A 15,032-nucleotide genomic window follows, 5' to 3' on the forward strand; every position below is an offset into this window, starting at 1 on the left:
CTCGCCGGCGCGTCAAGTTACGAAGTTGAGATCCCGGCCCTCGTCGGGTTGACGAAACTGATGATTACCTCTTGGCCCGCGCGAGCAACGCCTTCGCCGCCACAACATGCATATCCTCGATCATCCGCCCGTCATGGCGCTGCGCCCCGCCCGTCGCCGCGGCAACGAGCGCCTCGGCCGCCGCAATCTCGCGTTCGGACGGGGCAAAGGCGGCGTTGCACGGATCGACCTGCGACGGGTGGATCAGCGTCTTGCCATCGAAACCGAGCCGCCGCCCTTCGGCCGCCTCGGCGGCGAAACCCGCGGCGTCGTCGATCGCATTATGCACGCCGTCGAAACCCCACACACCGCCCGCGCGCGCAGCGAGGACGATCGACTGGATCGCATGGCTCATCGCGCCGCGGTCCATCCCGTCGGGCAGTTTGAGCTCGTGCGCGAGGTCGTTGAGCCCGGCGATCAAGCCGCTGACTGCCGGATCGGCGGCGATATCGCGCGCGGCATAGATCGCCGCCGGCGTCTCGATCATCGCGAAGACCGGCAGGACGAGGCCGCGCAGCGGGTCGAGATCGGACGGCGCATCGACCTTCGGAAGCACCACAGCGTCGAGCTGCAACCCGGCGATCGCCGCGATGTCGGCCGCCTGTTCGGCCGTTCCGGTCGCATTCACGCGCACCGCGACGCGCTTGCCCGGAAAACCGGCCGCGACCGCGGCGCGCATCGCAGCGCGTGCTTCGTCCTTGCGGTCCGCGGGCACCGCATCCTCGAGGTCGATGATCAGCATGTCGGCAGCAAGCCCGCCCGCCTTTTCGAGCGCGCGTGCGTTCGATCCGGGGACATAGAGCAAGGAGCGCGGCGGATAGTCACTTGGCGTCATATGCTTTTCTGTGGCGCAGCCGGACCATTGCCGCAATAAGGAAGGCGGTTGCAGACGGAAATTGCTGAGGGGGTATTCGATGTATTTCGCACTTGCACTGGTAGTTCTGGCACTGGTGTTCCTGATCTGGGCGCTGACCCCGGTCCGGCAAGGCTTTGCCTATACGATCGAACGCTTCGGCCGCTACACGCACACCGCGCAGCCGGGGCTGAACTTCATCATGCCGATCTTCGATCGCGTCGGTCGCAAGGTGAACATGATGGAGCAGGTGCTCGACATTCCGGGCCAGGAAATCATCACCAAGGACAATGCGATGGTCGCGGTCGACGGCGTCGTCTTCTTCCAGGTGCTCGATGCCGCGCGGGCCGCTTATGAGGTCAGCGACCTGTATCTGGCTATCATGAACCTGACGACGACGAACCTGCGCACCGTGATGGGGTCGATGGATCTCGACGAGACGCTGTCGAAGCGCGACCATATCAATGCGCGGCTGCTCGTCGTGGTCGACGAAGCAACCTCGCCTTGGGGAGTCAAGATCACCCGCGTCGAAATCAAGGACATCCGCCCACCCGCCGACATTTCGAACGCGATGGCGCGGCAGATGAAGGCCGAGCGCGAAAAGCGCGCCAACATCCTCGAAGCCGAAGGCATGCGCGCATCGGAAATCCTGCGCGCCGAGGGCGAGAAGCAGGGTCAGATCCTGCAGGCCGAGGGCCGCCGCGAAGCCGCCTTCCGCGACGCCGAGGCGCGCGAACGCGAGGCCGAAGCCGAAGCGAAGGCGACGCAGATGGTGTCGGACGCGATCGCGGGCGGCAATGCGCAGGCGATCAATTACTTCATCGCGCAAAAATATGTCGAGGCGGTGAGCCAGTTCGCGACGAGCCCGAACGCCAAGACGATCCTGTTCCCGGTCGAGGCGACGCAGCTGATCGGCACATTGGGCGGGATCGGCGAGCTCGCGCGCGACGCGCTCGAACGCAAGGAAGCCTGACATGCCCGACTGGCTGACGAACATGGAACCGCATTGGGCGTGGCTGTCGCTCGGCGTGCTGCTCGCCGCCGCCGAGATCGTCGCGCCGGGCTTCTTCCTGATCTGGCTGGGGGCCGCCGCGATCGTCACCGGCGCGATCGCGTGGATCGTCCCGCTGAGCATCCCCGTGCAACTCGGCGTCTTTGCCGTCCTGTCGTTCATCGCGCTCTATGGCGCGCGCCGCTGGTTGAAGGCGAACCCGATCACCACGACCGACCCGCATCTCAACCAGCGCGGCGGCCGCCTGATCGGTGAAGTGCTGACGGTGACCCAGGCGATCGAGGACGGCCGCGGCCGCGCCAAGGTCGGCGACGGCGAATGGCCAGTGCGCGGGCCTGACGTGGCCGAGGGCGCGAAGGTCCGCGTCGTCAGCGCCGACGGCGGGGTGCTGGTGGTCGAGGCGGTTTAGCCGCCCTTGGGCCGCGAATAGATCGCGACGACATGCCCCAGCGCATCGCTTTCGCCGATGCGGCGGAAACCGAGCTTCGCCGACACGCGTTCCGATGCGTCGTTACCGAGGTCGATGATACAGCGCACTTCCCCGGCATCGAGGTTCGCGTCAGCCCAGCCGAGCGCCGCGGTCATCGCTTCGGTCGCATAGCCCGCGCCCCAATGATCGGCATCGAACGCCCATCCCGCCTCGGGCATTCCTTCGAGTTCGGGGATGCCGCGGCAGAAATAGCTTAGCCCGCCCATGCCGACGAGCGCGTCGCTTTGCCGGTCGGCGAACACCCAATAGCCGAAGCCCATCACCGGCCACAGCCCGGCCGAGCTCAGGAACTTGCCCCAGCTCACGTCGGGCGCGCGCGGTTCGCCGCCGATGAAGCGCGTGACACGTTCGTCGGCCCACATCTCGATATGGACATCCTTGTCGGACAGGCGCCCCGGACGCAGGCGCAAGCGTTCGGTTTCGATGACAGGCGGTGCGGTAAAGGCTTTGACGGACATGGGCGCGGGTGTGCCGAAGCCGGCCCGGGCGGTCAATCGGGGATCAGATAATGGTCGAACAGGTCGTGCAGCACCGCCGTGCCGTCGACCTGCAGCTTCGCGCGCATCACCGCGAGCGTGTCGACGCGCGCCAGCACATCGACATGGCGAAGCACGCCATGATAGTGCGGCCGGTCCTCAAAATCGTGGAACAGAAAGACGCAGTCGGGTTTGCAGTGGATGATCGCCTGCAACAGGCACGCGACCCGAAAGCGTCCGTCGATCAACACCGCATCGGGGCTGCCCTGCACGTTGCGCCATATATCGGTGTGATAATGCGGCCAGTCGCGGATTCTGCTTTCATCCGCCGGATAGCCCCATTCGCCCACAGGGCCGATGTTGACATGAAAGGGCGTGAATTCGACGACCTCGCGCCTGACGTCGGCCTGGACCTTGGCCAGCCAGGCGGAATCGCTGTCGACGCTGACGATCCGGCGCACTTGCCGCGCCGCCACCACCGTGCTGCCGCCGCAGCCGAATTCGAGCAGGGATGAACGCCCCGCAAGTTGCAGCTCGAACTGCGTGACTTCGGCCGCGGTCATATGTGGCTGCATTGGTCCCTCCACCGGTGAAGGGATATGAGAACGCATCCGCGGCGTCCAGCGGCTTTGACGTCACCTCTCCGCGGATGAGGCGGCCCAGAAGCAGGGAGAGAGAACCGCTCTGGACCGCCGCAACCGCGGAGAAGGGCAATCAGGCGGCGGCGGCTGCCAGTTCGGGCCGTGACGAATGCGCCGGCATGATCGCGTCGGCATAATCGCTTTCATATTTGCCGATCAGCGCGCGGTCATCGTGGTTCCACGGGTGGAAGCCGGGCATGAAATAGGAAAGCCAGGGGAAGAAGCTCTTGCGCAGCACCCCGGGCGTGCCAAGCAGATACCACCAGATGCGCGCGGTGACGCGCCAGCCGGTGAGGCCGTCCTGCCGGAGCAGCGCCTTCATCCCCTTCACACGCTTCGGCCAGAAACGCGTGGTGACGAGGATCATCATCAGCGACTTGGCACGCCAGCGGCGGAAGCGGCTCCAGTCCTTCGTCGCGTGCAGCCAGGTGTCGTACGCGACGCCCTTATGCTCGATTTCCTCGATCGCGTGCCATTTCCACAGCGCCGCCCATTCAGGCTCGGCGCCCGCGTACATGCTATCCTCGCGCAGCATCACCGCCGCCATCATCGCGGTATAATGTTCGAGTGCGATCGTCGCCATCAGGTTGACGATCTGCGGGCGCGTCTTGATGAGGTCGAGAACCTGGTTCACGTCATCCTCAAGCTCCGAAAGATCGTAACCCGCTTCGGCCGCCTTCTTGTTGAAGACGACATGTTCGCGGCTGTGGATCACTTCCTGCTGGGTGAAGGCGCGGATTTCGCGCGCCAGCTTGTCGGGCACGCCGTCGCGGTGCGCCTTCACCGCTTCGATGAACATCGCCTCGCCGCGCGGGAAAGTGACCGACAGCGCGGTATGGAATGCCGAGGCGATCGGATCGCCGTTCAGCCACCAGCGGCCCTGTTTGTCGTCGCGGCCAAAGCGCATGTCGCGCGGCGTAATCGAAAGATCGGCGGGCGTCGGCGACTGGGAAAGACTGGACATATGGCTCATACCGTCGAAAAGGGGAGACGGGCCAGCAATAGGGTTTACTTACACATATGTCAATAGTGAAGAAGCGTCTGAGTCCCGAGGAAAGCCGTTCGGCGGCGCTCGAGGCTGCGCGCCAGATTTTGGTCGAAACGGGACCGGCGGCGGTGACGCTGAAGGCCGTGGCGGCGCGCATCGACCGCACGCACGCGAACCTGCTCCACCATTTCGGCAGCGCGGCGGGGCTACAAAAGGCGCTCGCCGCCTATCAGGCCGAAACGGTGTGCGCGACGATCGGCCAGAAGATGGCCGAATCGCCGCCCGGCGAACGCAATGTGCGCGAAATCGTCGATCTCGCCTTCGATGCCTTTAACGAGGGCGGCGCGGGCGCGCTCGCGACATGGATGGCGGCGACGGGCAATGACGACGCGCTCGACCCGATCGTCGATGCGATCCACCGCCTGATCGACGGCATGGCCCCCGACGCGCACGAAAAGCGCCTGATGCACGAAGATACGCTTGCGCTGGTGCTGATGGCGCTCGGCGATGCGCAACTCGGCGGCCCGATGGCCGAGGCGCTCGACCTGCCGCGCGACACGTCGCGCGTGCTGGCGACCGAATTGATCACCGGGCGGATCGCGAAATTCTGGGCCGAGCATGGCGGCAAGCCGCAGGGCTAAGGGCTGGTAATTTTGTGTCGCGCACGCTAGGGGGCGCGGCAATCCATTCATTCCGTTCGCATCGAGCGAAGTCGAGATGCCCATCGGCCTTGCGCCGTCGCGATGGGTGTCTCGACTTCGCTCGACACGAACGGAGCTTGATATGTAGTCAAGTTTACGCCCTAAAGGCCCCCACCATGCATTTCCTCGACCAAGCCAAGATCTTCATCAAGTCCGGCGACGGCGGCCCCGGCGCCGTCAGTTTCCGGCGCGAAAAATATGTCGAATATGGCGGCCCCGACGGCGGCAATGGCGGCAAGGGCGGCGATGTCATCTTCGAAGCCGTTGCCGGACTCAACACGCTGATCGACTTTCGCTACACCCAGCATTTCAAAGCGAAGCGCGGCACCCCCGGCGCGGGCCGCGACCGCACCGGCGCGGGCGGCCCCGATCTGGTCATCCAGGTGCCGATCGGCACGCAGATTCTCGACGACGACGAGGACCGCAGCCTGCTCGCCGACCTCACCAAGGAGGGCGAACAACTCGTCTTCCTGCGCGGCGGCGACGGCGGGCGCGGCAATGCGTCGTACAAGACATCGACCAACCGCGCGCCGCGCCAGCACGGTCCGGGCTGGCCGGGCGAGGAAATGTGGGTGTGGCTGCGGCTGAAACTGCTCGCCGACGCGGGCCTCGTCGGCCTGCCCAATGCCGGCAAGTCGACCTTCATCAACGGGGTTACCAATGCGCAGGCAAAGGTCGGCGCCTATGCCTTCACGACGCTGCGCCCGCAGCTTGGCGTCGTCAGCCACAAGGGCAATGAATTCGTCGTTGCCGACATCCCCGGGCTGATCGAGGGCGCCGCCGAAGGCGCCGGGGTCGGCGACCGCTTCCTCGGCCATATCGAACGCTGCCGCGTGCTGCTGCATCTGGTCGATGCGAACGACGAGGATGTCGCGACGAGCTATCGCATCGTGCGCGACGAGCTCGAAGCCTATGGCGCCGACCTCACCGACAAGCCGGTGATCGTCGCATTGAACAAGATTGACACGCTCGACGATGAGCTGATCGCGGCGCTGTCGGCCGAACTCGCCGCGGAAAGCGGGCACCCGGTGATGGCGCTCTCGGGTGCGAGCGGTGCGGGCGTGCCCGCGGTGCTCGACAAATTGCTCGAGGCGATCGGCCATCCCGAGCCCGGTGAGGACGAAAGCGACGAAGCCCCCGGCTGGTCGCCGGTCTAGGAACGAAACGCTACCGCTGGGAATTTCATGCGGAACAACAAGGATTTCGCATGATAGATCGCAACAAGCTTGCCGCCCCGTTCCTTACCGCACTCGCGCTGGCTTCGGTTCCGGCGACGGCGCAGGAAGGCAGCGAGGGCGGGGAGAAGCGCACGCGCCTGATCCTTGGGCCGCAGCTGTCGCCGTCGTGGCCGGGCGCGGACAAGTTCAGCGTCGGCCCCTATGTCGACTTTTCACGCACCCGCGATGCGGAATTCGCGTTCGAAGCGCCCGATGAGAGCTTCGGCTCGCCGCTGCTCCATTCGGGCGATTTCGCCTTCGGCCCCGCTTTCGGCTTCGTCGGCAAGCGCAAGGCGTCCGACATTGGCGCCGACCTCCCCAAGGTCGGCCTGTCGATCGAGGCCGGCGCCTTTGCACAGGTTCACCTGACCCCGGCGCTGCGGCTGCGTCTCGACGGACGCAAAGGGCTGAGCGGCCACAAGGGCTGGACCGGCGAAGTCAGCGCCGATTATGTCGCGCGGCAGGGCGACGACTGGCTCTTCTCGATCGGCCCGCGCGTCACGCTGGGCGACGCCAAATATATGGGCGCCTATTTCGGCGTGACGCCCGCGGCCGCCGCGACGTCGGGCCTTCCCGCCTATGATCCGGGCGGCGGCATCCACTCGGTCGGCGTGACCGCCGGTTACCACCACATGCTTGGAAAGCGCTGGGGCATCGCACTCTATGGCCGTTACGACCGGCTTGTCGGCGACGCGGCGGATTCGCCGGTGACACGCCAACTGGGATCGCGGAGCCAGCCGTCGGGCGGCATCGCGCTCAGCTACACTTTCGGCGGGGACCGGTGACGCAACACAGGCGCCATCCTGATCGGGCTGCGTCACACACCCTCGGTTATAACAAGCAGGATGCGGGACCCGCGACCGAGCTTTAGCCGCACCCGTGCCTCCGCATCGCGCGAAACATGGAGGAGGCCGGCCAGACCCGTTGCGCCCGACGGGGTGGTCAGGGGACCGCCCGCAAGATCGAGCAATTCTACCGCTTGCTCGATCACGCCTTCGTCGACCAGCAGCGGCTCGGCGCCGTATCGAAGCAGCGAGGCCACCGCGGGGGCCGATGCGAGTCCGCAGGACAGCATTTCGGCCGCGGTTTCGAGCGACCCGGGCACGAGGATCGGTGAACCATTTCGCAGGGCCCGCTCGACACACGGCGCCGATTGCGGCTCGACCGTGACCAATTGGCAAAGCCCCTCTTCATACGGGCAGAGTCCTTCCGCCATCGCGGCTGCCAGCCCGCCGACGCCCGCCTGAATAAAGGCGTGGGTGGGATAAGCGGATCCGTCGGCGCGAAGCTGGGCGCGAATTTCCAGTGCGATCCGTCCATATCCCTCCATGACCCTGGCAACGACCGGGTCGTCCATATCGTCGGTCGTGTCGGCGACGAGCAGGGTCCGCACACCGTCGCTTGCCGCGGCGGCAACGGCGACCGCCTCGTCATAGGTTCCTTCGACACGAATGATGGTGGCGCCCATCGCCTCGATCCGTGCCGCACGGGCTCCGCCGACCGCCGCCGGAAGATAGATGCGAGCCGGCGCGCCGACGCGGCGGGCGACAGCGGCGACCGCCAGACCGTGATTGCCGTCGCTCGCACACACCAGCGTGGGAAGCGGCATGGGCATACGGGCCAGAAAGGTCGGGATATCGTCATGCCCCGTCGCGGTTGCGAGCGCCCATAGCGCGGCATGTGCACCGCCCAGCGATTTGAAATTGCCGAGTGGCCTTTCGTTTTCCAGTTTCGCCCATATTTTTCCGACGCCGCATCGCTCCGCGAGCGACGGCAGATCGACAAGCGACGTGGGCCGATCGGACATCAGATCATCGGGATGCCGGGATAGCTGTTCCATGCCGCGATTTTATCATCGATCTGGAGTGGCAGGCCGTGTTTCGCGACTGCCCCGCGCGGAATTTGGGCAATGCTGCCCGGCGCCAAGCGGATTTCCCGCAATCGCTTCAATCTTCGGCGATCGGTATCATCAACCCTCTTTTGACCACGCCGAGCGCGACATTGGTGGTGAAGCGCCGGACATTGGCATTTTCGCTGACCAGTCGCGTCATCAGGGCATCATATTCCTCTGTGCTCGGCGCGGTGACGATCAGGATGAAATCGGCCTCGCCCGTCACATAAAAGGCCTGCTGAACATGGTCTTCCGCCGCGAGCCAGCGGCGGAGTTGCGCGAGCAACTCGGGGCGCTCGCGTTCGACTTGAAGCGCGACCACAAAATAGGTCGGGTTACCGACAAAGCGGGGGTCGAGGATGGCGGTTTCGCGGACAATAGCGCCAAGATCGCGAAGCCGCCGCAACCGCCGCTGGATCGCCGACGGCGACAGGGCAATCGTCTCCGCGAGCTTTTCGGACGTCGCGGTCGCGTCCGATTGCATCGCGGCCAGCAATTGGCGGTCAAAACGATCAAGGTCGGTCGTGGCCATATTCAGCATGATAGGCGCAATTTTCGCCGATTGCCCGCCAATTGACGTCCATCAACGCGGAAAATCGTCGAACGCGCGCACTAGACTGCGCTTTCCCCACCCTCATCCGGAAAGAAACCATGCTCGACCATCTCGAAATCCGTACGCGCCGCATGGATGATTGTGTCGCCTTCTATCGCAGCGTCCTCGGCCCGCTTGGCTATGAACTTGCCGTCGATGGCCCGGCCAAGGGATTTGGCCACGAAGGCCGGCTCGATTTCTGGATCACCGATGGCGATCCCTCGATCGATGTTCACTATGCATTCGGCGCGCCAACGCGCGCGCTGGTGCAGGATGCCTATTTGCGGGCCAGCGGGAGCGCCGGCCAACAGGATCGCGCCCCGGCACTCGCACCGCATATCCACCCCAATTATTATGCGGGCTACGCGCGCGATCCCGATGGACGACTAGTCGAATTCGTCTGTCACTCCGCCGAAGGCTGAGCCGAACCGCGATCTCGCTGCCGCCATCGGCCAGCCTCACGCTCAGCTACGCGTTCGGCGGATCGCGCTCGAAATTCTGCACAAGCCATTGTGTTGGTGATATATATTACTATTACACCTCCATCGAATTCACAGGATGGAGAATAAGCGCATGTTCACCCGCTTCCCGGCACTGATCGCACTGACGCTGTTGCCGCTGGCGCCCGCAACGGCGCAGGATCCCGCGCGCATGGATCAGGTCGCGCGCGCCGATGTCGACCGCGATGAATTTTCCGGCGCCATCCTTGTCGCGCGCGACGGGAAGGTGCTGCTCGACAAGGGCTATGGCCTCGCCAATCGTGAATGGAATATTCCCAATGATGGCGCGACACGCTTCCGGATGGCGTCGGTCACCAAGCAGTTTACCGCCGTAGCGGTCCTGCTGCTTCACGACCGGGGCAAGATCGACCTCGACGCGCCGGTAAAGACCTATCTCGCCGACGCGCCAGCCGCATGGGACGCGGTCACCGTGCGCCATGTGCTGAATCACACCTCGGGCATCGCCAATTTCACGAGCTTTCCGGACTATTTCGAAAAACAGGCGCGGCCAACGACGGCCAACGAACTGATCGCCCGCTTTCGCGATAAGCCGCTCGACTTTGCGCCGGGTGCGGACTGGGCCTACTCCAACTCGGGTTATGTGGTGGCGACCGCGATCATCGAAAAGGTCAGCGGCCAGTCCTATGCCGATTTCGTCACCGCGAACATCTTCCAGCCGCTCGGCATGACCGACAGCGGCTATGACGATGCGGCAACGATCCTGCCGCACCGGGCGGCGGGCTATTCGCCCACGAAAAAGGGCGTCGCGAACTCCGACTTTGTCGACATGTCGGTCCCGCAAGGCGCCGGCGGTCTCTATTCGACGACGCGCGATCTCCTGAAGTGGCAGCAGGGCCTGTACGGCGGCCGCCTCCTGCGCGCGGAAACCCTCGCCGCCCTCACCACCCCCGGCCGTAACGATTATGCGCTCGGCGTTGGCGTGAAAGCCACCGCCGATCGGCGCCTTTACTCTCACTCGGGCGGGATAAATGGTTTCAACGCCTATCTCGCTTATGATCCGGGCACGAAGATCACCGTCGCGGTGCTCGGCAATCTCAACGGCCCTGCCGCCGCCCGGCTCGGCGTGTCGATGATGGCGCTGGCGCGCGGCGAAAGCGTCACCCTGCCCAGCGAACGCAAGGCGATCGCAATCGCACCCGCGACGCTGCGCCAATATGCAGGGACCTATCGGGTCAACCCGACGCGGACGATTGCGATCGCCTTTGCCGATGGCAAACTGACCGCGCAGCTCAGCGGGCAACAGCCGAACGAGATATTCGCCGAGGCGCCCGATCGCTTTTTCCTGCGCGTCGTCGACGCGCAGCTCAGCTTCAATCGCGACGCGGCGGGCACGATCACCGGTCTCGTCCTCCACCAGGGCGGCCGCGACATGCCCGCGACGAAAGAATAGCCATGGCGCGCGCCGCGCGCTAAGCGGCGCCGGATATGAGCCTGTTTCCGCCCGCCTCCTGCCCCCGGCTGATCGTCAAGATCGGATCGGCGCTGCTCGTCGATCCGTCGGGCGCGGTGCGGCGCGACTGGCTCGTCGGGATTGCGGCGGACATTGCCGAACGGACGCGCGCGGGCCAGCAGGTCGCCGTGGTCTCGTCGGGTGCGATCGCGCTCGGCGCGCGGCGGCTGGGATTGGCCAAGGGCGGACGCGGGACGCTCGAGGATGCGCAGGCCGCTGCCGCGACCGGACAGATCGCGCTGTCGCAGGTATGGGCCGAGGTGCTCGGTGTCGAAGGGCTGACCGCGGCGCAGATGCTCGTCACGCTCGACGATCTCGAGCATCGCCGCCGCTATCTCAATGCCGCGGCGACTCTCGACCGGCTGCTCAGCCTCGGCGTCGTGCCGATCATCAACGAGAATGACAGCGTCGCGACCGAGGAAATCCGCTTTGGCGACAACGACCGGCTTGCGGCGCGGGTTGCGCAGGCGGCCACAGCGGGCGGCGTGATCCTGCTGTCCGATATCGACGGCCTCTACGACCGCAACCCCGCGCAGGACGGCGCCGTCCATATCGCGCGCATCGAGCGCATCGATGCCGCGATCGAGGCGATGGCCGACACGGGTTCGGCATCGGGCATGGGATCGGGCGGCATGGTGTCGAAGATCGCCGCGGCGCGGATCGCCAACGCCGCGGGCGCGCACCTTGCGATCGCGTCGGGGCGCATCGACCGGCCGCTGTCGACCGCGGCGCGGCACAGCCTGTTCGTCGCCGACAAGGGCGCGAGCGCGCGCAAGGCCTGGCTCGCGGGCGGGCTCACCGCCAAGGGCCGGATCGAGATCGACGCGGGCGCCGCGAAGGCGCTGCACGGCGGCGCGAGCCTGCTCGCCGCCGGCGTGACCGCGGTCAGCGGCAGTTTCGCGCGCGGCGACATCCTCGACATCGCCGGCCCCGACGGGCGCGTCATTGCGCGCGGCCTGTCCGAATATCCGGGCGCCGACGCCGCGAACATCGTCGGCCTCGGCCGTGACGCGCAGGAGGCCGCGCTCGGCTACGCACCGCGGAGCGCGATGGTGCATCGCGACCATATGGTGCTGCTGTGACCCAGCCCCTGCTCGCGATGACCGGCGCGACCGGCTTCGTGGGCGGCGCGACGATGCGCGATGCGGTCGCGGCGGGCTGGCACGTCCGCGCCCTCACCCGGCGGCCGCAGCCCGAACGCGAAGGCGTGACTTGGATCGCGGGGGCGCTCGATGACAAGGACAGCCTTGCCGAGATGGCGGCGGGCGCCGACGTCGTCATGCACATCGCAGGGGTCGTCAACGTCCCCACCCGCGCCGCCTTCGAGGCAGGGAATGCGATCGCGACCGCCAACGTCGTCGACGCCGCGCGCGGTGCCGGCGTCACGCGCTTCGTCCACGTCTCATCGCTCGCGGCGCGCGAGCCCGGCATTTCCAATTACGGCTGGTCGAAGGAACGCGCCGAGGCGGTCGTCCAGGACAGCGGGCTCGACTGGACGATCGTGCGGCCACCCGCCGTGTTCGGGCCCGGCGATACCGAAATGCTCGACCTGTTCCGCATGGCGCGGCGCGGCATCGCACTGGTGCCGAGCGGGCGCATGTCGGCGATCTATGTCGACGAGCTCGCCCGGCTGCTCGTCACGCTCGCCGCCGACCGCGGCGCGAGCATCGGCCAGATTTACGAGCCCGACGACGGCAAGCCCACCGGCTGGTCGCATCGCGGCTTTGCCCGCGCGGTCGCGCGCGCCGTGGGGCGCCAGCGGCTGTCGACGGTCGCGACCCCCGCCTTGTTGCTCAGGGCGGGCGGGCGGCTCGACAAGCTCGTCCGTCGCAGCCGCGCCAAGCTGACCCCCGACCGCGCGCGCTATATCGCGCATCCCGACTGGGTCGCGACCGAAGGCGCGTGCCCGCCCGCCGCGCTGTGGCGTCCCGAGCGCGACACCGACGACGCGCTGGCCGAAACCGTCCGCTGGTATCGCCGCGAAGGCTGGCTCTGACGTCGCCGGTAAGGTGTCGGCGTTCGCCCGTCGAAGCGTGCATTGCCAAGGGCGAGCCGCATCCCTAGGTTTGCGGACATGACCGATAGCACTGCGAACACACCCAACGATCCCGCCGGCCCCTGGGTCATCCCCGTGCGCCGCCCGCTGCCGGGCGACGGCAAGCCGAGGTCGACGACCAGCTTCCCGCGCAAGGTCTGGCACCTGCTCGTCGGGATCAAGGATGCGCTCGCGCTGATCTTCCTGCTGCTCTTCTTCGTCGCCTTGTTCGGCCTGCTTTCGGGGCGCCCTAATGCCGGCCTGCCCGTCAGCCAGGGCGCGCTGCTGATCGAACTCGACGGCATCGTCAGCGAACAGCCCTCCGAAGTCGATCCGCTCGCCGCGCTGTCGGGCGGCGCGCAGCTCAAGGAAATCCGCGTCCGCGACGTCGTTCATGCGCTGGAGGTCGCCGCCGACGACAAGCGCGTGACCTCGGTCGTGCTCGACCTCGACCGCTTCCTCGGCGGCGGGCAGGTCTCGCTCGCCGAAATCGGCGCCGCGGTCGACAAGGTGCGCGCGAAGAAAAAGCCGGTGCTCGCCTTTGCCGCCGCCTACACCACCGACAGCTATCAGGTCGCGGCGCACGCGAGCGAAATCTGGGCCGACGGCATCGGCGGCGTCGCGATCGCGGGGCCGGGCGGATCGCGCCTCTATTACAAGGGATTGATGGACCGGCTCGGCATCACCGCACATATCTACCGCGTCGGCACCTTCAAGAGCGCGGTCGAGCCCTTCCTGCGTACCGACCAGTCGCCCGAGGCGAAGGAAGCCGACCTCGCCTACGCCAGTGTGCTCTGGGACAACTGGCTGACCGACGTCAAAAAGGCGCGTCCGGCGGCGAAGCTCGACGCGTTCATCGCCGACACCGCGGGTGCGGTGCGCGCGGCGGGAAATGATTTGTCGAAAGCTTCGGTCGATGCCGGCCTTGTCGACAAGGTCGGCAGCCGCATGGCGTTCAACCGCCGCGTCGCCGAGATCAGCGGCACGCCCGACGACAGCAAGCCGTGGGAATATAATGCGATCCCACTCGAAAACTGGGTCGCCGCCAATCCGCCCTCGACAAGCGGCAGCAGAATCGCGGTCGTCCCCGTCGTCGGTGAAATCGTTGACGGCGAGGCACCGAGCGGCGTCGCGGGCGGCGAAACCGTTGCAAAGCATATCCTCGACGCCGCGACCGACAGCAGCGTCAAGGCGATCGTCCTCCGCGTCGACTCACCCGGCGGATCGGTGCTCGCGTCGGAGGAAATCCGGCAGGCGCTGCTCGTCGCAAAGGCGAAGAAGCGGCCGATCGTGGTGTCGATGGCCAATGTCGCGGCGTCGGGCGGCTATTGGATTTCAACGCCGGCCGACCGCATCTTTGCCGAGCCCGAGACGATCACCGGATCGATCGGTGTGTTCGGCATCCTGCCGAGCTTCGACCAGGCGCTGGCCAAGATCGGGGTCAATGCCGACGGCATCGCGACGACGCCGCTGTCGGGCCAGCCCGACGTGTTCGGCGGGGTGAACGACGAGTTCAACGCGCTGGCGCAGGCGAGCGTCGAGGACGTCTATGCCCGCTTCACCGGTCTTGTCGCGAAGAGCCGCAAGCAGCCGCTCGACAAGATCCTGCCCATCGCCGAAGGGCGCGTCTGGGCGGGCGGCACCGCGCGCCAGATCGGGCTTGTCGACCAGTTCGGCGGCCTGCCCGATGCGCTGAAGGCCGCGGCGAAGCTCGCCAAGATCGACGGCGATTTCCACGCCAAATATTTCGAGGACGAGCCGAGCGAATTCTCAAAGCTGCTCGCGAGCTGGTCGGGCGCCGAGGAAGAGACGGCGGCCCTTCCCCGCGGCTGGTTCGGCATTGCGGCGATGAACCGCCAGCTCACCGAACGGCGGCTGGTGCAGGATCTGACGATGCTGACGCAGGCGGGATCGGTGCAGGCCTCGTGCCTCGACTGCCGCGCGTACCTCCCCGCCGTCCCGCGGCCGGGTCAGGCCGAGGCGAAGGGCTTTTTCGCGACGATGGCGCTGCTGCTGAAGTAAAGCTCAAACGGAGGCGCTGTCCCGAAAGAAGTGTGTCCCCGCGAAAGCGGGGACCCATCTCCTGATGGTTCCAAATTGCATCGACCGGTGATGGGCCCCCGCCT

Annotated in this window: 16 protein-coding genes; 10 read left to right on the forward strand and 6 right to left on the reverse strand. The window is 66.4% G+C overall.

Annotation, left to right across the window (positions count from 1 at the left end; genetic code table 11):
* Positions 1-64: 64 nt before the first annotated feature.
* Positions 65-874, reverse strand: a complete 810-nt coding sequence (locus V8J55_RS02040; RefSeq protein ID WP_336444157.1) for an HpcH/HpaI aldolase/citrate lyase family protein — start codon at positions 872-874, stop codon at positions 65-67.
* Positions 875-953: 79 nt separating this feature from the next.
* Here V8J55_RS02040 and V8J55_RS02045 point away from each other — a divergent pair, with 79 nt between their 5' ends.
* Both V8J55_RS02045 and V8J55_RS02050 read left to right on the forward strand, forming a co-directional pair.
* Positions 954-1,865 (forward strand): SPFH domain-containing protein, encoded by a 912-nt coding sequence (locus V8J55_RS02045; RefSeq protein WP_058536902.1) that lies wholly within the window; start codon positions 954-956, stop codon positions 1,863-1,865.
* Between the two features lies 1 nt (position 1,866).
* Positions 1,867-2,313 (forward strand): NfeD family protein, encoded by a 447-nt coding sequence (locus V8J55_RS02050; RefSeq protein ID WP_336444158.1) that lies wholly within the window; start codon positions 1,867-1,869, stop codon positions 2,311-2,313.
* On the opposite strand, the gene V8J55_RS02055 is transcribed toward V8J55_RS02050, so the two are convergent.
* The 3 genes from V8J55_RS02055 to V8J55_RS02065 form a co-directional block, all read right to left on the reverse strand.
* Positions 2,310-2,852, reverse strand: a complete 543-nt coding sequence (locus V8J55_RS02055) for a GNAT family N-acetyltransferase (RefSeq protein ID WP_336444159.1) — start codon at positions 2,850-2,852, stop codon at positions 2,310-2,312. The two genes, V8J55_RS02050 and V8J55_RS02055, sit on opposite strands and share 4 nt — an antisense overlap.
* Positions 2,853-2,884: 32 nt before the next feature.
* Complete coding sequence (locus tag V8J55_RS02060; RefSeq protein WP_336444160.1) at positions 2,885-3,433, reverse strand: hypothetical protein; 549 nt, start codon at positions 3,431-3,433, stop codon at positions 2,885-2,887.
* Between the two features lie 151 nt (positions 3,434-3,584).
* On the reverse strand, positions 3,585-4,475 hold the full coding sequence (locus V8J55_RS02065) for a metal-dependent hydrolase (RefSeq protein WP_336444161.1): 891 nt from the start codon (positions 4,473-4,475) through the stop codon (positions 3,585-3,587).
* A 56-nt stretch (positions 4,476-4,531) separates the two neighbouring features.
* Between V8J55_RS02065 and V8J55_RS02070 the strand changes: the two genes are divergently transcribed.
* The 3 genes from V8J55_RS02070 to V8J55_RS02080 all read left to right on the forward strand — a co-directional run bounded on the left by V8J55_RS02070 (position 4,532) and on the right by V8J55_RS02080 (position 7,202).
* Complete coding sequence (locus V8J55_RS02070; RefSeq protein WP_336444162.1) at positions 4,532-5,140, forward strand: TetR/AcrR family transcriptional regulator; 609 nt, start codon at positions 4,532-4,534, stop codon at positions 5,138-5,140.
* Positions 5,141-5,316: 176 nt separating this feature from the next.
* The gene (gene obgE / locus V8J55_RS02075; RefSeq protein ID WP_248456750.1) at positions 5,317-6,357 is read left to right on the forward strand and encodes a GTPase ObgE; all 1,041 of its coding nucleotides are present in this window, start codon (positions 5,317-5,319) and stop codon (positions 6,355-6,357) included.
* Positions 6,358-6,407: 50 nt separating this feature from the next.
* On the forward strand, positions 6,408-7,202 hold the full coding sequence (locus tag V8J55_RS02080) for a MipA/OmpV family protein (protein WP_336444163.1): 795 nt from the start codon (positions 6,408-6,410) through the stop codon (positions 7,200-7,202).
* 32 nt (positions 7,203-7,234) lie between these two features.
* On the opposite strand, the gene V8J55_RS02085 is transcribed toward V8J55_RS02080, so the two are convergent.
* Both V8J55_RS02085 and V8J55_RS02090 read right to left on the reverse strand, forming a co-directional pair.
* Positions 7,235-8,224 (reverse strand): pyridoxal-phosphate dependent enzyme, encoded by a 990-nt coding sequence (locus tag V8J55_RS02085; RefSeq protein WP_336444164.1) that lies wholly within the window; start codon positions 8,222-8,224, stop codon positions 7,235-7,237.
* A 139-nt stretch (positions 8,225-8,363) separates the two neighbouring features.
* Positions 8,364-8,849, reverse strand: coding sequence for an Lrp/AsnC family transcriptional regulator (locus V8J55_RS02090; RefSeq protein WP_336444165.1), 486 nt, complete (start codon positions 8,847-8,849; stop codon positions 8,364-8,366).
* Positions 8,850-8,959: 110 nt separating this feature from the next.
* Between V8J55_RS02090 and V8J55_RS02095 the strand changes: the two genes are divergently transcribed.
* The 5 genes from V8J55_RS02095 (at position 8,960) to sppA (ending at position 14,928) form a co-directional block, all read left to right on the forward strand.
* The gene (locus V8J55_RS02095) at positions 8,960-9,322 is read left to right on the forward strand and encodes a VOC family protein (RefSeq protein ID WP_336444166.1); all 363 of its coding nucleotides are present in this window, start codon (positions 8,960-8,962) and stop codon (positions 9,320-9,322) included.
* Between the two features lie 151 nt (positions 9,323-9,473).
* Entirely contained in the window at positions 9,474-10,811 is a 1,338-nt protein-coding gene (locus V8J55_RS02100; protein ID WP_336444167.1) for a serine hydrolase, read from the forward strand.
* Between the two features lie 35 nt (positions 10,812-10,846).
* Positions 10,847-11,953, forward strand: a complete 1,107-nt coding sequence (gene proB, locus V8J55_RS02105) for a glutamate 5-kinase (RefSeq protein WP_336444168.1) — start codon at positions 10,847-10,849, stop codon at positions 11,951-11,953.
* Positions 11,954-11,970: 17 nt separating this feature from the next.
* Positions 11,971-12,867 (forward strand): NAD-dependent epimerase/dehydratase family protein, encoded by an 897-nt coding sequence (locus tag V8J55_RS02110; protein ID WP_336445693.1) that lies wholly within the window; start codon positions 11,971-11,973, stop codon positions 12,865-12,867.
* Positions 12,868-12,945: 78 nt separating this feature from the next.
* On the forward strand, positions 12,946-14,928 hold the full coding sequence (sppA, locus tag V8J55_RS02115) for a signal peptide peptidase SppA (protein ID WP_336444169.1): 1,983 nt from the start codon (positions 12,946-12,948) through the stop codon (positions 14,926-14,928).
* Positions 14,929-15,032: the final 104 nt, after the last annotated feature.

It is taken from the genome of Sphingopyxis sp. CCNWLW2, from assembly GCF_037095755.1.
GTDB lineage: Bacteria > Pseudomonadota > Alphaproteobacteria > Sphingomonadales > Sphingomonadaceae > Sphingopyxis.